At 57.8% G+C, this 23,142-nt stretch carries 22 protein-coding genes; 12 read left to right on the forward strand and 10 right to left on the reverse strand.

The annotated features are described in order from the left end of the window. Window positions 1–261: 261 nt before the first annotated feature. Complete coding sequence (locus tag C0Z19_RS28090; RefSeq protein ID WP_146012149.1) at window positions 262–456, forward strand: hypothetical protein; 195 nt, start codon at window positions 262–264, stop codon at window positions 454–456. 79 nt (window positions 457–535) lie between these two features. Here the strand turns inward: C0Z19_RS28090 and C0Z19_RS26075 are convergent, their stop codons facing one another. The 3 genes from C0Z19_RS26075 to C0Z19_RS26085 all read right to left on the reverse strand — a co-directional run bounded on the left by C0Z19_RS26075 (window position 536) and on the right by C0Z19_RS26085 (window position 2,710). Next, complete coding sequence (locus C0Z19_RS26075) at window positions 536–781, reverse strand: DUF1272 domain-containing protein (RefSeq protein WP_102612754.1); 246 nt, start codon at window positions 779–781, stop codon at window positions 536–538. Between the two features lie 107 nt (window positions 782–888). After that, window positions 889–1,761: a DMT family transporter gene (locus C0Z19_RS26080; protein WP_269844892.1), complete on the reverse strand. Its 873-nt coding sequence runs from the start codon at window positions 1,759–1,761 to the stop codon at window positions 889–891. Window positions 1,762–1,831: 70 nt separating this feature from the next. Beyond that, a complete protein-coding gene (locus C0Z19_RS26085) occupies window positions 1,832–2,710 on the reverse strand; it encodes a bifunctional helix-turn-helix transcriptional regulator/GNAT family N-acetyltransferase (protein WP_102612735.1) in 879 nt (292 codons plus the stop codon). 253 nt (window positions 2,711–2,963) lie between these two features. On the opposite strand from C0Z19_RS26085, the gene C0Z19_RS26090 reads away from it, so the two are divergent. After that, on the forward strand, window positions 2,964–3,305 hold the full coding sequence (locus C0Z19_RS26090) for a zinc ribbon domain-containing protein YjdM (protein ID WP_102612736.1): 342 nt from the start codon (window positions 2,964–2,966) through the stop codon (window positions 3,303–3,305). 280 nt (window positions 3,306–3,585) lie between these two features. On the opposite strand, the gene C0Z19_RS29230 is transcribed toward C0Z19_RS26090, so the two are convergent. The 5 genes from C0Z19_RS29230 to C0Z19_RS26110 form a co-directional block, all read right to left on the reverse strand. Beyond that, window positions 3,586–3,720 carry a VapC50 family PIN domain-containing toxin gene (locus C0Z19_RS29230; RefSeq protein WP_483409870.1) on the reverse strand — a complete coding sequence of 45 codons (135 nt, stop codon included), beginning with the start codon at window positions 3,718–3,720 and terminating at the stop codon, window positions 3,586–3,588. Window positions 3,721–3,860: 140 nt separating this feature from the next. Further along, window positions 3,861–4,304 carry an excisionase family DNA-binding protein gene (locus C0Z19_RS26100; RefSeq protein WP_233196288.1) on the reverse strand — a complete coding sequence of 148 codons (444 nt, stop codon included), beginning with the start codon at window positions 4,302–4,304 and terminating at the stop codon, window positions 3,861–3,863. Window positions 4,305–4,952: 648 nt separating this feature from the next. Next, window positions 4,953–6,791, reverse strand: a complete 1,839-nt coding sequence (gene tssF / locus C0Z19_RS26105; protein WP_158243067.1) for a type VI secretion system baseplate subunit TssF — start codon at window positions 6,789–6,791, stop codon at window positions 4,953–4,955. A 101-nt stretch (window positions 6,792–6,892) separates the two neighbouring features. Further along, complete coding sequence (locus C0Z19_RS28365; RefSeq protein ID WP_158243068.1) at window positions 6,893–7,552, reverse strand: hypothetical protein; 660 nt, start codon at window positions 7,550–7,552, stop codon at window positions 6,893–6,895. Between the two features lie 116 nt (window positions 7,553–7,668). After that, window positions 7,669–8,847 (reverse strand): hypothetical protein, encoded by a 1,179-nt coding sequence (locus C0Z19_RS26110; RefSeq protein ID WP_146012150.1) that lies wholly within the window; start codon window positions 8,845–8,847, stop codon window positions 7,669–7,671. 269 nt (window positions 8,848–9,116) lie between these two features. Here C0Z19_RS26110 and C0Z19_RS26115 point away from each other — a divergent pair, with 269 nt between their 5' ends. The 10 genes from C0Z19_RS26115 to C0Z19_RS26160 all read left to right on the forward strand — a co-directional run bounded on the left by C0Z19_RS26115 (window position 9,117) and on the right by C0Z19_RS26160 (window position 21,966). Beyond that, window positions 9,117–11,219, forward strand: coding sequence for a type VI secretion system Vgr family protein (locus C0Z19_RS26115; RefSeq protein WP_102612740.1), 2,103 nt, complete (start codon window positions 9,117–9,119; stop codon window positions 11,217–11,219). An 11-nt stretch (window positions 11,220–11,230) separates the two neighbouring features. After that, window positions 11,231–12,655: a DUF2169 family type VI secretion system accessory protein gene (locus C0Z19_RS26120; RefSeq protein WP_102612741.1), complete on the forward strand. Its 1,425-nt coding sequence runs from the start codon at window positions 11,231–11,233 to the stop codon at window positions 12,653–12,655. Continuing rightward, window positions 12,648–13,973: a PAAR-like domain-containing protein gene (locus C0Z19_RS26125; RefSeq protein WP_102612742.1), complete on the forward strand. Its 1,326-nt coding sequence runs from the start codon at window positions 12,648–12,650 to the stop codon at window positions 13,971–13,973. Before C0Z19_RS26120 ends, C0Z19_RS26125 begins: the two co-directional genes overlap by 8 nt. Window positions 13,974–13,993: 20 nt before the next feature. Then, window positions 13,994–14,446: a hypothetical protein gene (locus C0Z19_RS26130; protein WP_146012151.1), complete on the forward strand. Its 453-nt coding sequence runs from the start codon at window positions 13,994–13,996 to the stop codon at window positions 14,444–14,446. Continuing rightward, complete coding sequence (locus C0Z19_RS26135; RefSeq protein ID WP_102612744.1) at window positions 14,443–15,408, forward strand: hypothetical protein; 966 nt, start codon at window positions 14,443–14,445, stop codon at window positions 15,406–15,408. Before C0Z19_RS26130 ends, C0Z19_RS26135 begins: the two co-directional genes overlap by 4 nt. A gap of 5 nt (window positions 15,409–15,413) precedes the next feature. Then, on the forward strand, window positions 15,414–15,701 hold the full coding sequence (locus C0Z19_RS26140) for a hypothetical protein (RefSeq protein ID WP_102612745.1): 288 nt from the start codon (window positions 15,414–15,416) through the stop codon (window positions 15,699–15,701). 77 nt (window positions 15,702–15,778) lie between these two features. Then, window positions 15,779–16,123, forward strand: a complete 345-nt coding sequence (locus C0Z19_RS26145) for a hypothetical protein (RefSeq protein WP_102612746.1) — start codon at window positions 15,779–15,781, stop codon at window positions 16,121–16,123. Between the two features lie 740 nt (window positions 16,124–16,863). Beyond that, window positions 16,864–18,129, forward strand: coding sequence for an IS256 family transposase (locus C0Z19_RS26150; RefSeq protein ID WP_102612747.1), 1,266 nt, complete (start codon window positions 16,864–16,866; stop codon window positions 18,127–18,129). A gap of 378 nt (window positions 18,130–18,507) precedes the next feature. After that, the gene (locus tag C0Z19_RS26155) at window positions 18,508–19,608 is read left to right on the forward strand and encodes an AAA family ATPase (RefSeq protein WP_199180799.1); all 1,101 of its coding nucleotides are present in this window, start codon (window positions 18,508–18,510) and stop codon (window positions 19,606–19,608) included. An 18-nt stretch (window positions 19,609–19,626) separates the two neighbouring features. Continuing rightward, window positions 19,627–21,966 (forward strand): S8 family peptidase, encoded by a 2,340-nt coding sequence (locus tag C0Z19_RS26160; RefSeq protein ID WP_102612749.1) that lies wholly within the window; start codon window positions 19,627–19,629, stop codon window positions 21,964–21,966. Between the two features lie 59 nt (window positions 21,967–22,025). Here the strand turns inward: C0Z19_RS26160 and C0Z19_RS29195 are convergent, their stop codons facing one another. Next, window positions 22,026–22,169: a tyrosine-type recombinase/integrase gene (locus C0Z19_RS29195; RefSeq protein WP_438947155.1), complete on the reverse strand. Its 144-nt coding sequence runs from the start codon at window positions 22,167–22,169 to the stop codon at window positions 22,026–22,028. Then, window positions 22,138–23,142, reverse strand: a 1,005-nt coding sequence (locus C0Z19_RS26165) for a tyrosine-type recombinase/integrase (protein WP_438947153.1), incomplete at its 5' end; no start/stop codon positions are given. The genes C0Z19_RS26165 and C0Z19_RS29195, both read right to left, overlap by 32 nt.

The following is a 23,142-nucleotide window of genomic DNA, read 5'->3' on the forward strand; positions in this document are numbered from 1 at the left end:
AAGCCAGGGCATGTATCAGTCGAACGTGCGTGATTATTGCAGGGGGCCGCCCCGGACTGCCTGATGCAAGTCAAAGCACGGCCAAAACATCGTGCTGAGGTCGACGCGGTCTGATCGAAGACGCGCACGGGCGTCGAACTTGTTATACAACCGGCGGCGTCTTCAGCGCAGGTGTCGAGTTGCCCGTCTCCGTCCAAACCCCGGCCGGCCAAGCCCGGCGGGCCATGCCACGGCCTTCCGCGCGGGCTTGGGGCGCTGCCTATGCCGCCGACCTATCTGTCGTTCGATGGATCGTCGATGACACTGCTTGCCGCCAATGACGGCGGCGGAGCGGTCTCGAGAACCTCGGTCAATCGCGATGTGAGTTTAGGCTCTCGCTTGTCTTTTGATTGGGCTTTGCTTGTTGCGGAGCGGGGACTGCTGCTCGACAAGTTCGATTTGATGGAGGCGGAGTAGGGGACGCGGCGACGCGCGTCCCTATACAAAAACCTGGATCCGTTTGGATTTTTCTCTGTGGGGCACGAGGTGCGCGTATTCAGTGCTGCTTGGCGCAGTCGGCATTGAACACGCGTTGGGTTGACGCTGGGTTGTTTGCCAACTTGTTTGCAGGACGACGAGGTCTCGCGACCAGTTCGCCACCGCAATTCGGGCAGATTCCGTGCAACACGTTGGTGGCGCAGTCTGCGCAGAACGTGCATTCGAAGGTGCAGATACGAGCGTCTTCTGAATCGGGCGGGAGATCTTTATCGCAGCATTCGCAGCCGGGGCGTAGGTCGAGCATGGCGTCTCCATCGAGCGAGGATGCCGGGCATTGTAAGGCCCGGCTTTCGAATGGCATACGGGCATAAGCTGCCATTGAGACGTCAATTTGAGCGCCGGACGTGTCGATCAAGTGCCGAGTTGCTTCTCGGTGCCGGGGTGACGCATCGCGACGGTAAGCCCGAGCGTGATCATGGTTAGCGACAGCAGGAGCGGCGCGGTTGGGGCTCGTCGCAAGATGATCGATTCGATGATGGCCGCGGTAACGGGCCCGAGCGCCTGGAACGCGACGACGCGACTCGCATCCATATTGGCCAACGCCCAGAGCCAGAAAAAGTAGCCTACCCCGCTTGATAGACCGAGGAAGAGAACGTTGGACCAGGCTGGCCACGGCAAATGCGGCAGGAGTGGCTGACTCGTGGCGAAACAGGCGACGCCGAGAAAGAGCACGGCTGCGCCCATTGCGACGCCACAGGTCGGCAACGCTGGATAGCGGCGCAGGTAGGGGCGATAGAGGAGGCTCGTGATTGCGCCGACAAGCGTAGCGGCCACTAGCGCGGCAAACCCTCGAACGGCTTCTACGTGTATGGCGCCTCGGCTAGGGCCGGCGTTGAGCAGGCATACGACGCCGGCGACGGCAAGCGCGACACCTGCGAGTTTCCGTGTGCTGTATGCCTCGCTTCCCAGTGCGACGGCAAAGCACATCGTGAACAGCGGCATCGTGGCGAATACGAGCGAACACGTGGTTGCCGACAGCGCGGAGAGCGCGTAATTGAGAAGAAGGATCAGCAGGGCGAATTGGAGGATGCCGAGTACGGCGATGGCTACCAGGTCCTTCAGTGCGAAGTGGACCCGTTTGGCAACGGCGACTGGGGCTGCGAGTATGGCGAAGCCGACCAGATAGCGAAGAAAGGCGAGGGTGGTGAGGGGGACATCGTTGGTCACGGCGCGCGTAGAGACCATCGCGGCGCCGACCAACACACCTGTCGCCGCTGCGGCCAGCGTGGCCCCGCGGCGGCCGTTCGTGGAGCGACTGCCGGAGGTTGGCTCTGCAGGCCGACGCGCAGTGGATTCAGAGGCGCTTTTCAAACCAGAAGTCCGCGTAGGGATTGTCGTTGTACGCGGCAATCTCCTTGTAGCCATTGCGCAGGTAGAGCGATCGCGCTTCAGTCAACGTGCGATTCGTATCGAGTCGCAAGCGTCCGACGCCTGCATCTTTCGCCTGTGCTTCCACTGCTTCGAGCATGCGTTGCGCCACGCCCAGTCCGCGGGCGGAAGGCGACACCCACATGCGCTTGATTTCGCCCGTCTTCCCTTTGATTTTCAGGCCGGCGCATCCAACCGTTTCGCCATCCAGACGTGCAATGAAGAAATAGCCGGCCGGCGGAATGAGTTCTTCGGGGTGTGCCGATACGGTTTGTTCGGGATCGAAGCCACCCTCGAAGCGCTGCTGTAATTCACTGAAATACCCCTCGATGCATGCGCGCGCTTCCGGCGCAGCGGGATCGGCGATCTCGATGGTGAGGGCGCAGGCGCGCAGAAATCGCTCGACTTCTGCCATCGCCGCCAGCAACCGGGCGCGTTGCGACTCGCCGAGCGGAGCCAGCAGCGAATGAGCCAGCTTGTCGGAGCGTTCGTTGAGCAGGGCCCATTGCGTCAGCCCTTTCTTCGTCAGCGTTGCACGGCGCACGCGAGCGTCCGTCTGGTCAGGCTGCAAACGAATGAGACCATCGGCTTCCAGCGCGCGCAGGAGACGGCTCGCGTAGCCCGCGTCGAACCCCAGGCGCGAACGCAGGTCGCGGATGGTGCTGCCGGCCTCGCCGATCTCATAGAGCAGCCGCGCCTCCGCGAGCGGACGACCGCTGCCGAGATAGTCGGCATCAAGGACGCCGATACGTTGTGAAACCGTGCGGCTGAAGCGGCGGACGGTGTTGATGTCGATGTCGGTCATTATTTGACATTGGTCAAGCATTTGAAATTTGCTTGATCTTAGTCAAGTAATTTGGAGGCGTCAATGTGGTGGCTTTGTTCGCTCTGGTGGATGCTGACGCTTGCGTGCTGGAACAGCGCAAGCTGGCCTGATGAAAAGACAAGGCCAACGGCTAAAATTGCGGTGAGCAGCGGCAAAGCGAACCGAGAAATTTGCGCGTCACGATCTGTTCAAGCATGTTTTCTTTACTTCCGAAGGCACCAAAGGATTACCCATGAGCGCATTACCTCCCTGCCCGCAATGCAATTCGGCGTTCACGTACGAAGACGCGGGCGTCTATATCTGCCCGGAATGTGCGCATGAATGGTCGCCGCAAGGAGCTGCGCCGGCTGAAGCCGCTGAGAAGGTTTACCGCGATTCAGCCGGCAATGTCCTGCGGGACGGCGATACCGTCACGGTCATCAAGGATTTGAAACTGAAGGGCTCGGCTGGCGTGGTCAAGATGGGCACCAAGGTAAAGAACATCCGCCTGGTGGATAGCGATCACGATATCGATTGCAAGGTCGATGGCTTTGGCGCCATGAGCCTGAAATCGGAATTTGTCAAAAAGGTGTGAGCGGGAGAACGGCCTGCGGGTGGATACCCCCGGCAGGCGGCCCCGAAATCCTCTAGACATGCAGGCTCGGGTAGCCGCGGCGCGCAACAATACGTCGCCAAAGTCATGCATCGACAACGATCGCCGCCAGCGGCCGCCGGCCGCTGGCCGGGCCGCGGCGATCCGTGCGTTGCAACCGGAGGTCGACATTAATGTGCGGAACGCGAGCGACGACGTCCTCTAGTTGATTCAACGAGTGCGTGGGATGTAGTCCGTCGGAGGCTAGTGGCCTTCGCGCTTTCTAGATCAGATCGGCGGCTTCGCGAATGCGTTGTGCGGTTACGGGCAGGCCGTTCCGTTCAAGCGCCTGGGCGAAATTTTCGGGTGTCGCTTTGGGATTTCTCCACCGGGCCCGCATGCCTTTGAATGCCGTCATGGTGGCGATATGGTCCAGATCCCATCGATTGATGATGAAGCGATCCGGAGGGATGCAGACTCATGAGCGAGTCGGCGACCGCAATCGGAAATAAAACGCACGCATCAAGCACAGCCGTATACCGTACGTGGCCGGCCATGTCAGTAATCCAGCCCCAATTCGTGAGCGTTTGCCGCCAACTTGTCCAACGCAGCCGCTTGCTTTTCACGCATCTGACGAGCGTACGCGACGAGATCTTCGAATGCGATTCGACGATGCGTTCCGACCATACGATGCTGAAGCCTGCCGGCCTCGATTTCCTTGATCACGAATGGGCGCGACACGTTAAGGAAGTTGGCGGCTTCGACCGTCGTGAATTCGCGGTCCGCTGGCACGAGGGTGATCTGCCGCCCCTCGCTCATGGCTCCGAGCAATTGCCCAATGAATTTCAGTGAGGCTGGCGGGAGGGCAATGGGCGGATGTTCGCCGTCGTCAGTCGTCAGAGTAATTTGCGCCGCGCACGAATGATCCAAGGCTTCCATTATGCAGCGCTGTGCAACGCGGGCCATTTCAAGATCCTTCTCCGTCATCGGCGGTGGCGTCATCTCGCGAATCCGCTCTACGGTGCGCATGTGTTCCTCTCTCACAAGTTTATGAATGGCGTAGCGCCTATCTGCATCAAGTGCAACAAGTGAAATAACCGAATAATAGCATTTGCTGATCGGAAAAATAGGGGCAGATTGGTGGTCCTTGGGAGCGATTGTGCGGTCGGTCGTTGCTACGCTACTGACCGGCAACGGTCCAGACTGTCACTGACCGGCATATTCGAGCCATTCCGGGATCGGCGTAATCGAGCCACCGGATGATCGCCGTAATCGAGCCAGTGCATGATCGGCGCAATCGGACCACTCGATGATCGGCGTATTGGAGCCACCTCAGGATCGGCGTAATCGAGCCACGTAGCGGGCTCGCAGTTCTGTTGGGCGCCAGCCCGAAGCGCATTTCGAATTTCCGCAACCCGGTACCTTCGGGCTTTTTGCCCCGAGAGCCGATGAGTCGAAGGAGGTTCGAAGCCCCGCATCGCCACGTCCGCACCGTTCGGATACCTGTGGATTGCGCGTTCGGATAACCGTGGAATGGGCGTTCGCTTTAGCGTGGAATGAGCGTTCGGTTTGCCTGGAATACGCACGTGAAGTTCGACGACGTGATTAACGAGGGGCGGCAAAGGGTTCCCGCAAGCCGCCGAGGGACCACTATACGAACGCGAACTCCTCCGGTCCCAATAGCGGTTCTCCATGATAGATGACCGTTCCGTGTGGCGACGTAACTACCATCTCGATGCAATCTCCGCCGGCGTAGCGCAAGAAGTAGCGCTCCATTAACTGCGTGAACGTATGCAGCGCATGGCCAGTAAAGGCTGCTTCATCGATCGTCAAAGTGACCTGAATGCCAGGCACCAGAACGGGCATCGGAACCGATGCAACGTTCATGACCCTCTTGACCGAACGACCATTGAGTTTAGTGATTCCGGCCACATATCTGCTCGCATCGGGCGGTGCCGTTTTTGCGAACTGGTACAGCAACGCTTGCAGCGCTCCAAGGCCGGCAGGCGAGAGCGCCGCGTGGTTGGGCGATAGTGCTGACAGCAGCCGCCACAGCGCGCGGTCCTCGTGCGGCGGTTGACTGGTTGAGGAGGGCGGCACGAGCATTGTGATCGGGGTGCTGAGGTTCAACTCCTCGCTGAACAGATCTCCGCCGGGAGCCCCGACATCGATGGCGTGCGGCGCATGACCGTTCATGCACATCACTTCGATCGCGAGCTTGGCAGCGTCGGGCGTCACCGGTTGATCGTCGAGGTCGACGAGCCGAATTTCGGTGCCTTGTCCAATCTCCCAACTATTCTTTTCCTGTATCCAGAACACGCCGACAGGCGACCAATGCTGCAGCGACCTGTACGGAGGGATTTCGGCGCCTGGCTTGCCTCCTTCCGGGCCGTGCATCAGGCGCACGGACTGAATCGAATGAATGACGGCTGCTGCGCCATCGCCGCTTGGCGGCACGACGGGATACGTTTGTGTGTCCGCCGTCACATCGACTGCCTTCGCATCCGCTGCGAACAGATTAACGACCGGCGTGCAATAGAGTCGCAGATGACGCGCGTTCAACAGTCCGAAGCGTTGCATCGTCGACGCGTCTGCGGCTTTGGACGAGACCGGAAAATGCAACGCGAGTTTGCTGCAAGAACCGGCTGTACGTAGCAGTACCGCGAAGTCGATATCGATGAATCGGAACTTGTATGGGAATGCGGCATATTCGAGCAGTAGCCGCAGTGCGGGTTGCTTCTCATGTTTCGGTTCGTCGATGATCGCTTCGTCGTCGTTGAAACCCACCGCGGAGGCTGGATTGCTCGATAGCGCTTGCCAACGGCGGTTACCGTCGGCTTCGACGAACGCCGTCTGCGGATGCAATAGCAGTGCATCGATGAGTGCGGCCGCGAGGAACCGATCGCCGTGCAAATATAGGCGTAGCTTCTCGGGCAAGAGTTCGTTTTCGGACGCCAGCGCTTGATCGGCGGCGGAAAATTCGATGGAGATGATACCGGCCGTGTCGATCGGCAACGCCCCAGCAGGCAGAACGGGCGCGGCGGTCGGGGGTGAAAACTGGGCCCGCGTAATACCGAGGGGCGAGAGCGTGACATCCCACGCCGTATTGAACCGGCACAGGGACGGACGGTGCTCGAGTTCCGTGCCGCGGGGCATCGTGATCGTGCGCGTCAGCCCATCGAAAACGCCGGCGACATCGAATTGCGCGATTGAGCAGGAGGGAATCGGCCTCAAATAGGCGGGGAAGACCGTTTCAATCAGCGCGTCGGTGAATTCCGGGTAGTGGTCGTCTATGCGTCTCGCTGCTTTGGCGTTGAGCCAGGCAGCGGACTGAAGCATGCGTTCGACATGGGGATCTTCCGTTTTTCCGCCGGACATCGAAAGACGAGCGGCTGCTTTGGGGTACGCGCGCTCGAACTGAAGCATCTCGCCGCGCAATTGTGCGAGCTCTCGCTCGAAGAACGGGAGCAGTTTTTCGTAATCGTCCATTAAGGCGCTGTTCGCGGGGCGTTTTACGGAGGGTGCGAGCCCACACCCTAGGCGTGGGAAGGAAATCGAAGCCGGACTATCTGGGGGGTATGTCCCACGCCTTATCCGCCGATACGTCGACGCCAGAAGGCCGCCCGTCTGGTCGCAAAACAAAACGTCAACACAAGAACCGGAGCAAGCAAGGCGCCGATCGCTCCGAGCTCTTTCCACCGATCGTGGCTCGACAGCCATACGCCGAGCCATTCCATCCGGAGGATGCCGGTGTAGTACCGGATCAGGATGGCAAAGATAACGACGCACGTGAACAACCATCCGAAGAAGCCCCGCTTTGGTAAGGGGGCAGTGCGAGCGGGATCGACGAACGAAGACGGCGGTTCCCATTCGCTCGGTAGCGACTTGGGATCGAGCCAGCGGATGCGGGCGAAGGCACTATACATAACGAAGAATGCGGGAATCTGGACAATGGCGAGCCCGAAAAACACCCACGCAAGGGCAGAGCCCGACGGTGTTTTGCCATACAACACGATCGAGCCCACGAGGATCGCGGGATACGCAGTTGTGAACGCGTAGGTGCTCCATCGAACCAGTTTCACCGCCCAGAGCTTTCCTCCGCCAATCCCAATTAGGACAGATAGCAGGAACGCTGTAGCCACCGCTATCTCCACCAGCAGGAAGCCGTTCGAAAACTCGAATCCGAGGAAGTTTGCCAGGCAACCGTAAAGTTCGACGAGCGTAAATGCTCCTATGACGAAGAAAGCCATTAAGGCACCTACGGCTGCTTGCGGCGCGCCTCGCGGACGATTTCCGGGCTGGCCGGCTACGCCTTTTCGAGGTACGTGTTTATGCGGTGGCATGGCTCGCGGGCGCTTCACGGAACTCATTGCGACGCTCCTGTGTGCGAGTGAACGCCAACTTGGAATTGCATGACGGGCCGTACCGCTCCCGTAATGCGTGCGGACGCATGCACGGGCACTAATTGCCGCGCGGGGTGATGTAGGTCGAGTGTCGGCTCTGTCGTGTGCGTGCCCATGCCCTGTACGGCATCGCCGACGGCCTGGTAGGCCTTTTGCAGATCCGGCGGGTCGACCGCATATACCCCCAGCCCATAAGCACTGCCAGCATAGGCGGGCAGCCCGATCGTTCGTAGCAGCTTTAACTTCCGGCTCATCGCGTCAAGCTTCGTTTGTGTCCTGCGCATGTCGCTTGTCAGTCGATTGGCTTTCGCCTGCATCCGTTGCGTTTTGGTTTTGATGTGGGATTGTTCGAGCTTCGTCGCGTGTGCTTCCTTGTATGCGGCGATCGCGTCGCGTTGGCTGGCTAGCCTCTGTGTCGCGGCCTCCGCGCGATCTGCTAATGCAGTGACCTTGAGCGCTGTACGAGCCGTTTCCTTGATTGTACGCAGGCCGCTAAACGCGAGATCCGGCAGTGCGAGCCAAGGTGCAACGGATTCGACCAATTGGTACGTCCATGAATTTGCGAGCTGCCTTTTGCGCATTTCATCGCCGGTCAACTCGAAATAGAGCATTTGTCCATCTTCGACAAAAAGCGCAATCGAGGCGGTTCCTGCCAGAATACTCAGTGCTGCGGCGAACGCTACCCCCTCTGCTGGAATTGCCGCCACTGCCAGGATGCCGGACATCACTCCCAACACGTCCACGGCCGTGCTTACGCTATCGAACACGGTCTTACGGCCCTCGATGAACCTCGCCACGGGGGCCGTCGCCCGACTGTAGGCTTGCCTCGCTTCAGTCAGCACACCGTCCGCGCTCGGCCATGTTGCCTGTATCCGATCGTGGGCAAAATGCCCAAATGACTGAGACTGCGCTTTTCCTTGGAACGCGACGGGAAATAGCGGTGGACGCGCCACGGATACGATGAGGTCCGTCGTGTCACCGTCTCGGTCGGGCATGGCGGATTTAAGCCGTGTTGCTCCCGAGCCATCGAAGAAGATGACACCGGCATCGTGACCGAGTACCTCACTGGCGAACTTCGATAGGTGAAACTCGGCGTCGGGTCGATGGCAGTATGGCTCCCAGCGGGATGGGGCGTTCGGCATGGCAGTGACGAATCAAGACGGAATTAAAGAGCCCAGCCAACTGCGAGCATTTAGCGGCTATGCAGGGCACAACAGGGACGACCGAAATATAAGGCAGAGCGACGCCCCGGCACAATCTTTTGAATCGAAGCGGAAATAATTGCTTCTCCGTGCGGTTAGTCATGAAATTATTGCTGGAAAGCGAATTGCGATTGTTGCGGCCATTGGGAATGCGATGATTTTCCGTTAGTATTGCGCGATTTCCGTATTGTTACGCGCCGGGGCAGCCCATGCAAATGTCCGATCTCTTTGCTCAATTGCAAAATAGTCGCCTTTTCCGCCTGAAGGCTGTGGCGGAGGGATTGTCGGAGCTTGTGCTCGTCGATTTCCAGGGCACGGAGGGGCTATCGCAACTGTTCGAGTTTCATCTGCGGCTTGCTTCGCAAGATCCGAATATCGAACTCAAGCAGATGATCGGGCAACCGGTAACGATTTCCCTCCAGTTGAACAGTGCGTTTGCGAGTTCGGAGCAGCGACATTTTCACGGTTATGTCACGCACTTCTCGCATCTGGATACAGATGGCGGCTTGGCCACATATAGCGCGACGGTCCGGCCGTGGATATGGATGCTTTCTAGACGGCAAGACATTCGGATATTCCAAGAGCAGACCGCTCAGTCTATTATTTCAAATGTCTTTCAGGGCTACGGTTCGTTGGCCTCGTATGAGTTCCGGCTATCGAAGGCAACGCCGAACCGCAGCTACTGTACGCAGTATCGGGAAACCGACCTGAATTTCGTATTGCGCCTGATGCAGGAAGAGGGGTTGTTCTTTTACTTCGAGCATACGAAGGCGGGTCATAAGCTGATCGTGACCGACAGCTCGGCGAGCGCAAAGCCGATCGATGGCATTAGCCCGTCGATGCCTTATTCGCAGGGCGAGATGCTGGACGATGTGGATGTGGTCACTTCGTTGCAATCGAGGCGGGAACTCGTACCAACCGACGTGGCGCTTAAAGGCGCTGACTACAAAGTCCCCAATGCGCGCCGGTATCAAACGAGCAAGGCCGAGATCGATCAGGGCGATGTTCCCTCGTACGAGATCTATGACTACGTGGGGCCTCAAGGCTTCCCGGACCGCGACCGTGGCCATGAGTTGGCCAGCTTTCGAGCAGAGGCGCTGGCTGCCCATAGCAAGGTTTTCTTAGGTACGAGCACGAGCCGGCGACTGATGCCGTTGCGCTACTTCGAGATCGAGGACCATTACGACCACACAGGGAAACCGGAGGACCGGCAACTCGTGATTCTCACGGTCGCTCACTCAGGCCAGAACAACTACCAGGCAGGCAAGGGGGCAGCGTCCTATAGCTGCAGCTTTACGTGTATCCGCAAGAAGATTCCTTATCGCCCCTTGCTGACGATACCTCGGCCGACCATTCCCGGGCCGCAGACGGCGGTCGTGGTGGGGCCCGCGGGCGAAGAGATCTATACGGACCCGCTGGGCCGCGTAAAGGTGCAATTCCATTGGGACCGACTGGGCGAGAAAAACCAGTCGAGTTCTTGCTGGGTTCGTGTCGGGCAGCCGTGGGCGGGAAAAGGCTTCGGCATGATCCAGATTCCCCGGATCGGCGAAGAGGCGGTCGTGCTGTTTTTGGACGGCAACCCGGATCGTCCGCTCATTATTTCGAGGGTATATAACGCGCAGAACATGCCGCCGTGGGCCTTGCCGGCGAGCGCGACGCAAAGCGGCATTCTCACGCGTTCGAGCAAAGGAGCGACGTCCGCCAACGCGAATGCGATTCGCTTTGAAGACAAGAAAGGGCAAGAGGAGGTTTGGCTTCACGCGGAGAAGGACCAGCGCATCGAGGTCGAGAACAACGAGTCGCATACCGTCGGCAACGATCGCGCGAAGACGATCGACCATGACGAAACCGTGCAGGTCAAAAACGATCGCACGGAGACGGTCGGTAACAACGAGACGATCACGATCGGCGTGAATCGGACGGAACGCGTAGGCGGCAACGAGACGCTGAACGTTGGCGGCAATCGCAGCGAAACGATCGATGGTGCGCAGAATCTGGTGATCGCGCTCGCGTCTGCCGAGACGGTGGGCTTGGCGAAGGCGTTGACGATCGGCGGTGCCTATACCGTGACGGTTGCTGGCGCGATCAATACGGCAGCGGGGTTGGCCAGTGCGGAAGAGGTGGGGTTGTCGAAGACGACAATGGTCGGCAAGACCTACACCATCACGGCAGGCGACAGGATCGAACTGAAGACGGGCAGCGCTTCGCTCATTCTCGAAAGCAACGGGCACATCACGCTAAGCGGCACGCAGTTGCTGATCGAAGGCTCCGGGCCAGTGCAGATCAATGGCAAGGACGTTGACATCAACTGAGCGCCCCGGCCATGGAATTCGTCAATCACACGCCGTTTCCCGCGCTGGCGTTTGAAGGCATCGATCAGCGAGGACAGGGCTTTCATACCGTTGTGTTGCGGCAGACCTTCACCTGGAACGATGCGGGTGAATTGGTCTTCGCAGACGATCAGCAGCCGCTATGCGAAGCGGACGAGTTCTTCGACGAAAACCTGCAAGGGAGTGTGCGCCAGGAGTCCGACCTTTGCGCGTATAAGCCGCGTTGTGACGTGATCGTCAATGCAACGGCGTATCCGCCACAGCCGGCGGACGGTTCGGTGCCGGAGCGATTCGAAGTCCGTCTTTCGGTGATGCGACCCGGTACACCGGTCCCCATACCAGCACGCCCGCATGGCCTTAATCCGTTGATGCCGGCATCCGATGAGGCGATGCGCATTTGGCAGGCCGAGGTCGAACGAGTCAAGCATGCGGATGCTCAGGGCGAACGCCTGATCGACAAAGTGCTCGTTGTGACGGGTGAGCGCCGATTCGTAAAGCTGAATGGTTGGACGCGCGCCGCTGCCGCGCTACTGAAAATCGGGACAATCGGCATTGTTCGCTTTCCATACTGGCGAGTGACCCGGCCGGAGCCGGCACAACCGGTGCCGATTCGCTTGGAGCGCGCGTTTGGTGGTGAATGCCGTATCGATGCCGATCACAGCGCGGCAGGCAAAGTCCCCCAAAAGTATCGCCTAACAGTGGAGCAAACCGACGCGCATCCTGACGTGGCCCGGCCCCCTGTCGCGCACGATGCGTATCCGTTCAATCCGGTCGGTCAAGGGTACACGCGCGATTGGTTTCTGGCCTCGGCCGATGTACGTAGTGTTGCGGCCACACAGATCGAATATCCGTCCCGTCCAATTGGTCTCGACGATTTCAATCGCGCTCGCCGCGGCAAGCTCGACGGCGGTGAGTGGCTGGTTGCTGGATTGGGCGTGCGGCCCAAAGGCCATCCCGAACGAGCCAAGCTGGTTGGGACCATCGATGAGGCATTCATCGAAAGCAATGCCGCGTTGCCGAAGGATTTCGATTTTGCGGTATGGAACGCGGCTTGGCCTGATCAGCAGGTGGATGCGTTGCGCGGCGATGAGCTAATTCGACTTGTCAATCTCTGTGCACCGGACACGCCGGGAGTGACGCGAGATACGCAAGGCAACGCGGTCCTCACGCTCGCTCTACCGGGGCATTTGCCGTTCTTGTTGGTGCGGTTCGAAAACGGTGCGATCGGGGAACTCGCCGCTCGGCTGGATACGCTTCTGATCGATCTGAACAGGCGACAGGTTTCGTGCGTGTGGCGGGCAACGCTTAGTAAGCAACCACAGGTCCGAATGCTAGAGGCACGCATGCTTTCGGGTGACGACGCGCTAGCCGTGACGACTCGTATGCCGACAGAACAAGAAGAGGTTGCGCATGGCTAGCCAGCTCGGGGCGCGAAAAAATGCGAAGTTTAAGGCGGTATCCACCGCACCGTCGATCAACAAGACGCCTGTTGGCGGTAGCACGCCGCCGCTGCCTTATCCGGTGACCGAGGACTTGTCCAGCAGCGTCGGTATTGTGCCGAACGTGCGGTTCAATGGCGACCCCGCTTACGTGCTAAGTCAAAGCACACAGCCTAGCTGCATCGGCGACGCCGCAGGTTCCTGCAAGGGCGTAAAGAGCGGTACGGTGAGTGGCGAGGTGAAGCCGGTGAGGGGTTCCAGTACGGTGCGGATTTCCGGCAAGCCGGTCATCCGCGAGGGAGACCCTTGTACGCTTAATGGGGGGAATTGTCCCGGCATCTACGTGACGCAGCCGGCGCCTAGCGGCTCCATTGCCGGAGGGCAGCCCAGTGCGAGCACGAATCCGCCAGTCAAACCGGAGACGCCGAAAGAAGAGGGTTGGTGGGGAAAGGCGAGTCCGTGGGTGCATGGCGCGCTAGGTCTTGCGAGCTTCGTGCCGGGGCTGGGGATCGTGACTGGAGCTGCCGATGCGGGGATCTACGCGGCTGAAGGCGACATGGTGGACGCTGGACTGTCGGCTGCTAGCATGATCCCCGGTGGGAAGATCGTCACGACGGCAGGCAAGCTCGTGAAGGGCGCGGCGGGGCTTGCTCGAGAGGCACATGCTGCGGAAGAGGCCGCTAAATTGGCGAGAGAGGCTGAGGCTGCGGCGAAAGCGGCGAAACTCGAGAAAGAGGCCGAGGAAGCGGCTAAACTGAAGAAGGCCGAGGAAGAAGCGTCGCATGCCAAGAAGGCAGACGAGGAAGCGACCGACGCTGGCAAGGGTGAGGACGGTGCAAAGGTCAAAGGCAAGAAAAAGCTCAAGTGCGGAGAGTACGGCAAATACGGGGACTTGAAAAAGAAGACGGGGGACGGAAAATTCGATCGGGATCATGTGCCGTCGAAGGCGGCTCTGAAGGAGCGAGCGGAATCGCTGCTGGACGAAGGCGAAAAGCTTTCGTCCGCACAAAAGAAGGCCATTGAGGACTGGGGTGATTCCATCGCTATTCCAAGACGGGCACATATTGACGTGAGCCCGACATATGGAGCAAAGAATCTGAAATTGGGACCCCAAGACGCAGAAGACCTGGCGGGTGCCGCTCGCAGAGATGTTGAAGCGATGTTGAAGCAGATCGACGAATACGATGCCGACGGGGGCTGCAAGAAAGCATACCAGAAGGCCGCCAAGCGTGTTTTACGTATGACTAATAGGGATTTTGATAAGGCTCTGCTAGAGATCCTGAAAAAGGTAAAGTGACAATGCAACCCGAATATTTCATGAACTCAATCGGCAAGCAGGCAGACTCGGATGTGGTCGTGGGACTCTTGCGCACCTTGGGTATTGAGCGCCGGATAACCATAAGGCGTGACGACACGGACGTCTATATGAACAATGCCGACGCTGGAGTGTCGTTGCTATTCGAAAGCGAAAGCTACGTAAGCGCAAAGTATCACGTCAGCTTTCCCAGTGACGCGCCGGTGTTGACGGCAATCTTTCTCTACGGTCCGGGCGACGACGAGTTCTCAGTGTACAAAGGAGATCTTCCAGGGGGATTGCTGTTCTCGGATAGCAGGGAGAAGGCAATTTCGAAGCTCGGTGAGTCCGCAAAATTCAATCCAGACAGGGATTCTGAATTTTGGGAGTTACCCGGTAATACTCGGCTTTTTGTTAGGTACGCGGAGGGCAGAGGGTCGATTGAAAGAGTACAATTTGGGATTCTGTGGCGATGAACGCCGACGAAATTGTTCGGGAGTTCGGAAACCCTGCCGACGCTGAAGGCGTTGCTGAAATTTTCGACGGTCTGGGAACATATCAGCGTCCGGAATCCCCCGGAGATGGGCGATCTTTTCACGATTGGGTACTCATCCGTCGTAAAGGCATTGAGTTGGGTTTTGTCGACTCGGAATATCAGGCGGGGGCGGACCGGTACCGATGGGGGCATGGTGAGTTGTTGTTCTCGCAAGCCTATTTCTACGCTGGCTTCGACGACGTTCAGCCCTTCGTTGGAGAATTGCCTTTTGGATTGTGTTTCACTGATAGTCGCCATGCCGCTCGCTCAAAGGTCGCAGCCTATGAGGAGACACGTCACTCATATCGTAGCGACACCTGGGATGTCGATGGTTATCGCTTGACCGTATCTTACAACGGTGCCGGCACTTCGATTGATCGGATCGCTTGTCGTGTACTTGCTGCCCCGATCCAAACGCGGCGTGTACTGAGATGGCCGAATTTTGACGAATTGATTGAAGCCTTCGGCTTCGTGACGCGATCACCAGAGTTTATAACTCTATGGCGTGAGCCTTTGTCTGAGAGCGAGTATCGGGCTGCGCGCGACGACGGTGAAATCGATTTGACGGGGAGTTATGGCGCCACGCTGCACTTTGCTGAAAGCAACTCGGGACCCGTATTCCGGGCGGTTACTCTTCATCGCAATCGCGACAGTGAGTCTGTCGGGTGGCTAGGTGCGTTGCCTCACGCGCTTGACTTTGAGGACAGCCCGGAGGCCTTATTCGGGAAGATCTCCTTACCCCCGGTTCAACACGCGGATTCTGCGGTGACGGGGCATGCCGTGTGGCATTTTGATGCTTACACGTTGCATGTACTGTACAGCAACGTCGACAATCGGCTGTTGCGAATCAAGCTGATCGCACCTGGCACATGGAAATGCATCGAAGAAATCGACTATGCATAAGTAAGATGAATGTAGGTGATTTTCAAAAGTTCTTTGGACTGCCTGCGACGAATCAGGAGTTTGCTGTATTCCTCTCGAGCCATGGTATCGATGAGCGGCCGGCTTTCGATTCCGAAACGGGAAACCCGGCCGAGTTGATCGAGTTGCCGGAGTCTGGTGTCGCATTGGAGTTCGTCAGGCCAGGTGCATTCGTGAAAAAATTCGGTCCGGTGCGCGAAGATGGGGACATGATTTTCTCCAAAATCTTTGTCTATCTTGTACCGGAAGACGACTATCGGTGTTTGTCAACATAGTTGTCGGTGTGCCGGCAGATGGCAGGCTGAATGCGATGTTATGATGAAATGAATGCGAACTGGACAGGACTTCGTATATGGGAACGCGATACGGCCGACGCGCTCATGACGGCACTACTGAATATTACGATTCGAAAAAGGAGCTGGTTGCTGCCGCGGATAGAGAAGTGCTGGCCCGCATGGCAAACTTCTTCACGGTAATCGGCTTGGTGGCGGGTGGGGTGATCTCCTACCATTTTCTTCATCACAGCAGCGCCGTGGCATGGCCGAAGCTCGCGCGAGCGCTCGTTATAGCTGGCTCTTCGGTCGGTGCTGCGTTGTTGTTGCGCACTGTCGGCAAATATCTATTTATGCTCACTGTTGTGCTGTTGTTGGGTAGCCTGCTACTGGTCGTCGGCCGATGGCTTTGGCATATTGCCTAACTGCTTCGGTTATCGGTGTTGGGCTTCCTATGAGAATAATCCGCCGAATACCGACATCGATTGCACCGGTGCCAGCCTGGAAGGTCACACGTGCAACCGATGCGCCGATGCAGGTCGAGGAAGACCAAAATCGATGAAGAAGGCGATTGAACTCCATGAGCGAGGCACGCCGCGAGCCAGAGATCCGCTCCTGAGCCTGATCTCACACTTCGAAAAAACGGTTAGCGCTCGATTTTAATCGTTTCAAATCCAAGTAGATATAAGGTGCATAGACGCAAGAAGTTCTTTTTCGCCAAAATTGACAGTGTTAGTCCCTGCGGATTTCTTGCTAGGTAGGAGAAAGTAACAAGAAGACAAAATGCGAGTATCGTTCCGCCAACAATTGGACCCCAGCTTGCCATGTCGTTTTCAGGTAAACTATCATTCATTTTTTCGATGAGCTCGAACCATATTCCCGTTAGGCCGTATGCCCATACAATAAAAATAAGCAACGAAAGTCCGTTGTATGATAGCGGGTCTGCGATAACTTCGCCGTCGCCCAAAAATGAGTAAAAAAATAGGCCAACAAATATAAAAAGCAGAACGCGACTGTTAGCCTTTTCAATAACGGCAAGTATCTCCGAGATAAAGTCGAATCTGGTGTACGGGGGAGTTGAGGCGGGAAGTTGAAGGCGGTGGAGGTTTCAGCTGAGAATCTGATTGTCGAAGTCGGAAACCAGCAACCAAACAAACCATCCACCATGAGCAAGGATACGGAAAAAGCAGTCGTCGGTCTATCGGGAGTCGGGCTTGGCCTGGACGAGTTGGTTCGTCACGGGGCGCGGCAAGTGATTCAACAAGCGATCGAAGCGGAGTTGGCGGAGTTGATGGAACGGTTCGCGAACGTCAAGACTTTGCAAGGGCAACGCGCCGTTGTGCGCAACGGCTACTTGCCCGAGCGCGAGGTGCTGACGGCCGCCGGGCCGATCGCGGTGAAGGTGCCGAAGGTACGAGATCGATCGGGATCGGGCGTGAAGTTCAATTCGACGATCGTGCCGCCGTACGTGAGGAAGTCGCCTCGCGTGAGCGCAGCGCTGCCCTGGCTGTATCTGAAGGGCATCTCGACGGGCGACATGGGCGAAGCGTTGAGCGTGCTGCTGGGCGATGACGCCAAGGGCTTGTCGGCCAACGTGGTGAGCCGGCTGAAGGCGCAATGGGCCGACGAGCATGTGGCGTGGAGCCGGCGAGACATGTCCAAGGTGCACTATGTTTATTGGTGGGTCGACGGCATTCACACGGGGCTGCGCAGCGAGAACTCCGATGGGCAATGCTTGCTTGTCATCATCGGCGTGAAGCCGGACGGGAGCAAAGAGCGTGTGGCGATCGGCGATGGGTATCGCGAAACGAAAGCATCGTGGCTGGAGCTGCTGCTCGACCTGAAAAAGCGTGGTCTGAAGACAGGGCCACGGCTGGCGGTCGGCGACGGCGCCATGGGCTTCTGGGCCGCGCTGGAAGAGGTGTTTCCGACCACACGTGGCCAGCGGTGCTGGTTTCATAAAATGGGAAACGTCATGAACGCGCTGCCCAAGTCGCAACAGGCCCGCGCGAAGGCTGACATGCAATCGATCTGGATGGCGGCCACCCGCGCCGACGCGCACGCCGCGTTCGATCGTTTCGTGTCGATCTATGCGGCGAAATATCCGAAGGCGACCGAGACGTTAAAGAAGGACCGGGAGAGCCTGCTCGCGTTTTACGAATTCCCTGCCGAGCACTGGCAGCATCTGCGCACGACCAACGCGATTGAATCGACGTTCGCGACGGTGCGCCACCGTACGACGCGCACGCGTAACTGCGTATCGCGACCAACCTTCCTTGGACTGGCATTCAAGCTGATCGAGGAAGCCGAGAAAACCTGGCGCCGTATCAACGGCCCGGAAAAGATCAAGCTGTTGCTCGAGGGCGTTGCCTTCAAGGACGGCGAACCGGTGCAAGACGATCGACCGGGTCAGCAGAAACTCGCCGCTTGAAATCGATCGCCGTCAAATTGCTCATACACCACTCTTGACGTTAGCTCAGTATCTCCGCTAGCACAGTTACACTCCTTTTAGTGCGCCACGCCTATCGTTCATTGCGAATAGTCGATGCAGCGCTGTTGACAACGTGGTGTGTCAGCGACGGCTTTCCGAACGTAAGAGTGTACCTTGGTCGAGGATTTGGCTAGCAGGTGCGTTAGCCAACCGTGAGATGCCAGGACCCGGCGCGGTCGCCAAGTGCAGCAGGGAAACGGTGTGCCATGTGCGCCGGGGAGCCGTCTCAGGCACCTGGTTCTGGACCTTGATTCCGGTGTCTCAAAGTGGTGACCTGAATATCGCGTCCGGCCTGTGCCTGTAGGGCACTGGCAGCGCGTGAGCAACGTTCCATCGTTGTCGGCGGGCGACGGGATATCGTTCGCCCGGACCGGCGCGTATAATTCGGGTTCAGACAACGAACAACTTGGGGAAGCTGACATGGCGCGCGGCGAACTGATGAAAAAGTTGCTCGCGAGTTACGGTCGGGACGATGAGTTCCGCGCAGTTGCCGAGCAGATCATCCTTGAAGAGGAACAGAAGAACAATCGAGTGCTGGCGCGCGCGTTGCGTCGCACCCTCGATAACTCGGCGCAAGGCACCACTGAACCCAAAGCCCCAAAGGTGCTCGCCCCCCTTATTAAGTTTCCGGATGCGGCGAGCGAATTCATCGAAAAGATCGAACCGAACCGTACGCACAAGGACATCACACTCGCCCCAGCTAACGTGCGTGTGTTTCTCGGCTTGATTGAAGAATTTCGTCGTTCAGACGAAATTCGTCGAAAGGGATTGCCTATACGGTCGAAGCTTTTGTTCTGCGGCCCGCCTGGTTGCGGAAAAACTCTTTGTGCGGAAGTATTTGCGGCGGAGCTCGGTTTGCCACTTTATGTGGTGAAGTTGGATCAATTAATCTCGTCGTACTTGGGTGAAACCGCTTCCAATATAAGAAAAATATTTGATTTTGCGAGAAAGCATCCGTGCGTCTTGTTTTTGGATGAGTTTGATGCGCTTGCTCGCTCGCGAGATGATACGTCGGAGCACAATGAGTTGAGGCGTGTCGTCAATAGTCTTCTGATTTTTATTGATCGCATTCAACCTCGGGGTTTCCTTATTGCGGCCACCAACCTCAGCAAGACTCTTGATCAAGCGGTGTGGCGTCGTTTTGATGAGGTGATCTGGTTTGATAAGCCGAACGATAGGATGATTCGCCGTTTCTTGGTCGCGAAATTTAAGAATGTGCATATCGGATTTGATCCATTGATATTTGCGTCAGCGTTGTCGGGCTATTCGTATGCTGAAATAGAGAGAATTTGCATTCAGGCGGTCAAGACTGCAGTAATCGATCGTCGAAAAGTTGTAGAGGAGGGTGATTTCCGGGGCGCCCTGCGTGATGAGCAACGCCGTAAAGCGGGGCGGGAGAGGATGGCTGAGGTGGTATAAGTTCAACGATTGTAATCGATGCCTCATTTAGAACATTTGCGTCTTATCCGGCTGCCCGAGCGATTCGAGCGCAGGAAGAACGGGGGCGGGGCGCCTCCACCGGCGCGTGATCCGAGCGCGCATAGCGCCCGTTTAACTGCGGAGCTAAATTCCGTCGTTACTGCCCAGCGCGCGCGCCGTCGCCCAGAGTTCGTCAATCCCGCGCTTATCTTGCGGGTCAGGATGGCAGGAGCACGACAAGAAAGCACGTGGGAAGGGCTAGGGCTCACCGTCCTATCATCCGACGCTGACCGGACATTGATAGTTTTTGCAGACCATGACGACCTGCGCGATTTTCGGCAACGAATAGACGCTTATTCGCAAGGCGTTCCGCCCGGGCAGCAGAATCCAGCGTATGCGGCATTTGTTGCAAATATCGAAGCAATTGGTGACGTTGAGCCGCGCGACCGGATCGGGCTTAAGCTGCGGGAAAGTGGCTTTGTTTCCGAAGCCGATTTTCGTGACGATCAGGTGCATACCCTTGACCTTGAGTTATGGGATGTCGGCCGGCGCGAGCTGCGAGATCGCAAGCTTGATGAGATTGGGGCGTACATCGTGAATCGTGGCGGCGATGTTCACGATAGGTATGTCGGTCCGTCCATTTCTATGCTTCGTATCACTGTGAGTGGCGCAGTTGTTCGAACGCTGCTTTCCGTTGATGCCGTGGCAAGCATCGACAGGCCGCCGGAGCCCGATGGCGCGGCCGAAACAGCTATCGCACTTGACCTCGGGCAGTTACCCGAGCTAACCCCTCTCGACGACGACGCACCACTCATTGGGATCATTGATAGCGGTATCAATGATCATCCGCTCATCGCTGACATTTTGGTTGGTGCCATCGGAGTTCCGGAGGGTTTGGGGACCGCGGACGTATGGGGGCACGGGACGGTTGTCGGTGGGATCGCAGTATTCGGGGATATCGTTGGGCAGCTAAATACCGGGCAGCTAAATCGCGGCGCGCGGCTTTGCTCTGCAAAGGTTGTGAACGATCAAGGCGCTTTCGATAACCGGCGTCTTGTGCCGTCACAAATGCGAGAGGCAATCACCGCACTGCATACCCGGTACGGGTGCCGAATATTTGTGATCGCTTTGGGCGACAGGCAGCTGACCTACGACGGTAGAAAGGTCGGCCCTTGGGCCGCCACGCTAGATGAATTGGTCCGGGAACTCAACGTCGTGATCGTGGTATCCGCGGGGAACCGCGTTCCGCGCCGCGGCAACGCTATCGAACAGGCGGTTACCGAGTATCCGGACTATTTGTTGGAACCGGCGAATCGCTTCTGTGAGCCCGCTGGCGCTCAGAATGTCTTATCGATTGGGGCGATTTCACACAGTACTGGCATTTCGCCGGAGCTAGCGGATGACATCCGAGTCCATCCGATAACCGGGCCAATGGAGCCGTCGCCCTTTACTCGGGCGGGGCCTGGTATCGATGGCTCAGTCAAGCCAGATTTTGTGGATTTTGGTGGAACAGCGGTCTTCGATGCGGTAACTGTCCAGTTGCGTGGCGGTGAGGATTTGCCTAGTGCCGGAGTCGTCTCGCTCAACCATCGTCATATCGAACAACTTTTCACGGCCCGATCTGGGACATCTTTCGCCGCACCTTTAGTTGCGTTCAAGGCAAGCCAAGTCTTGGCGATTTTGCCCGACGCATCCGCTAATCTAGTTCGCGCGCTACTCGCGGGGGCAGCAACGGTGCCACAGGAGGCGATTGATCGCCTTGGCGTTCTCGGTGCTGACGCTGCTCGGAAGGTTTGTGGGCGAGGGCAGGTCGATCTTGAGCGCGCTGCATATTCGGACGAATCTCGAGTTGTCCTGTATGCAGAGGACGAATTGGCAGTTGACCATTTTGCTGTCTATGAGGTTCCTATACCTGTTGCCTATCAACAGACTCGGGGCAGGCGTACCGTCAAGGTCAGCTTGGCGTTTGATCCGCCGGTTCGTCATACTCGCGTCGACTACGCCGGAATCGGGATGAGCTTTCGGCTAATCCGGGGCTGTAGTGCGCAACAGGTTTTCGAACATTACCGACGGCGGAATGTTGCCGTAGAAGGTGGTGTTCCGGAGATGGCTGGCCGGTTTAACTGCGCATTGGAGCCCGGTCCGCGGGATCGCGAGACGGCGACGCTACAAACGGCCGCGATTACGTTTCAGCGCGACTTAACTCAGTACGGCGATCGGTACTATCTCGTCGTGAGATGTGAAGGTGGGTGGGCCCAGGAGCTTGTGCAAAGTCAGCGTTTTGCTGTAGTCGTTGAGGTTAGCCACGAGGAGGAGATTCGGCTATATCAGCAGATCAGAGTCCGACTGCCAGCCTAGCGTCTGGTCGTGCATTGCTGATCTTTCGATCGAGTCGATGCACGACCTGATTGCGTGCGCTACCCAAGTTTTTCCAGCAGGCTTTCCGGCTTGAGGTGCGTGTATCGTTTCAGCATTTGCATGCTGCGGTGGCCGGTTATAGACGCAACCTCCAGGGGATGCAGGCCTTTTTCAAAGAGCCTTGATGCAGCTTCGTGGCGTATCGTGCCAGCGAAGTGTCAGCAGCTCCGGATCATGTTTGCTGGCGTCACGAAGGGTGCGTTTCCAGACGCATATGACCGAGTTCACGGTGGTCGCAAATACCCGGCCGTTCAGATCGCGTCGAATGTCTGGCGGACCGTACATGGAGCGCGCGAAGCGCGCTTCTGCGCCCTCCGAAATTGCTGCAAGACCGCGGAGCACGTTGACCGCGCGCGTGGACAGGGGGAGGGCAGAGGGCACGCCTTTGTTGTCAGCGCCGCGTGCCTCCACGGGGAAGCGGACTACCCTGTTGTTGAAGTCGATCCACTGCCATTGAAGGCTGAATAGCGCACCTTGACGCAGGCTTGTCTCGATAGCCAACTCGAAGGCTGGGGCAACCCACGGATTGCGACTAACAGACAGCAGAGCTTTCAGCTTGTCAAATTCCCCCGGAAGTAAGCGCCTTTCCCGGCCTTTGCTGCCTGATGGCTTCCGGATGTTGTCGAGAGGGTTGGGAAGGCCCTCCATGCCCCATTCTTTACGAGCTATCTCGAAAAGATGGCGTATGAGCTGAAGCTCGAGGCGGATAGTGTTTTCAGCGCGGCCAGCGGCACGGCGATCGTCCCGGTACCTGGCGAAGTCGGTGCCTCTGAGATTGGCAAGGGTGCGATGGGCCAGATCGTTATCCAGCCACCTGTCGATCCGGCGTTCCTCCTGATACGGATGCCGCTTTTCGGGAACAATCTCTTTGCAGTAGCGTTTCAACGCGTCGGCCAAGGTCGTACGCTCGGCTTCCGACCGATCGACAAACGATCCCACGTCCATCTCGCCTTCGATCTGACGTGCCCACTTCTGCGCCTGTTGCTTCGTGCGTATTTCGGCGAACGTGACCGCCGATTTCGGGAACGTGACCGATTCGGCGGGGTTGGGCGTTGCGCGGTGTTGATTGTAGATTTCCTTGTTAGTTCTGGTCGAGTTCGGGCTCCAGGACGTTGG

Source organism: Trinickia soli, from assembly GCF_002879855.1.
GTDB classification, from domain to species: domain Bacteria; phylum Pseudomonadota; class Gammaproteobacteria; order Burkholderiales; family Burkholderiaceae; genus Trinickia; species Trinickia soli.

Bases quoted from the DNA above. Each gene is read 5' to 3' on its own strand.
- C0Z19_RS26110 (WP_146012150.1), bottom strand. From the start codon at position 8,847: ATGCCGAACGCCCCATCCCGCTGGGAGCCATACTGCCATCGACCCGAC.
- C0Z19_RS26085 (WP_102612735.1), bottom strand. From the start codon at position 2,710: ATGACCGACATCGACATCAACACCGTCCGCCGCTTCAGCCGCACGGTT.
- C0Z19_RS26115 (WP_102612740.1), top strand. From the start codon at position 9,117: ATGCAAATGTCCGATCTCTTTGCTCAATTGCAAAATAGTCGCCTTTTC.
- tssF (WP_158243067.1), bottom strand. From the start codon at position 6,791: ATGGACGATTACGAAAAACTGCTCCCGTTCTTCGAGCGAGAGCTCGCA.
- C0Z19_RS26075 (WP_102612754.1), bottom strand. From the start codon at position 781: ATGCTCGACCTACGCCCCGGCTGCGAATGCTGCGATAAAGATCTCCCG.
- C0Z19_RS26130 (WP_146012151.1), top strand. From the start codon at position 13,994: ATGAACTCAATCGGCAAGCAGGCAGACTCGGATGTGGTCGTGGGACTC.
- C0Z19_RS26100 (WP_233196288.1), bottom strand. From the start codon at position 4,304: ATGACGCCACCGCCGATGACGGAGAAGGATCTTGAAATGGCCCGCGTT.
- C0Z19_RS26125 (WP_102612742.1), top strand. From the start codon at position 12,648: ATGGCTAGCCAGCTCGGGGCGCGAAAAAATGCGAAGTTTAAGGCGGTA.
- C0Z19_RS28365 (WP_158243068.1), bottom strand. From the start codon at position 7,552: ATGGCTTTCTTCGTCATAGGAGCATTTACGCTCGTCGAACTTTACGGT.
- C0Z19_RS28090 (WP_146012149.1), top strand. From the start codon at position 262: ATGCCGCCGACCTATCTGTCGTTCGATGGATCGTCGATGACACTGCTT.
- C0Z19_RS26160 (WP_102612749.1), top strand. From the start codon at position 19,627: ATGCCTCATTTAGAACATTTGCGTCTTATCCGGCTGCCCGAGCGATTC.
- C0Z19_RS26140 (WP_102612745.1), top strand. From the start codon at position 15,414: ATGAATGTAGGTGATTTTCAAAAGTTCTTTGGACTGCCTGCGACGAAT.
- C0Z19_RS29230 (WP_483409870.1), bottom strand. From the start codon at position 3,720: ATGACGGCATTCAAAGGCATGCGGGCCCGGTGGAGAAATCCCAAAGCG.
- C0Z19_RS26120 (WP_102612741.1), top strand. From the start codon at position 11,231: ATGGAATTCGTCAATCACACGCCGTTTCCCGCGCTGGCGTTTGAAGGC.
- C0Z19_RS26135 (WP_102612744.1), top strand. From the start codon at position 14,443: ATGAACGCCGACGAAATTGTTCGGGAGTTCGGAAACCCTGCCGACGCT.
- C0Z19_RS26090 (WP_102612736.1), top strand. From the start codon at position 2,964: ATGAGCGCATTACCTCCCTGCCCGCAATGCAATTCGGCGTTCACGTAC.
- C0Z19_RS26145 (WP_102612746.1), top strand. From the start codon at position 15,779: ATGGGAACGCGATACGGCCGACGCGCTCATGACGGCACTACTGAATAT.
- C0Z19_RS26150 (WP_102612747.1), top strand. From the start codon at position 16,864: ATGAGCAAGGATACGGAAAAAGCAGTCGTCGGTCTATCGGGAGTCGGG.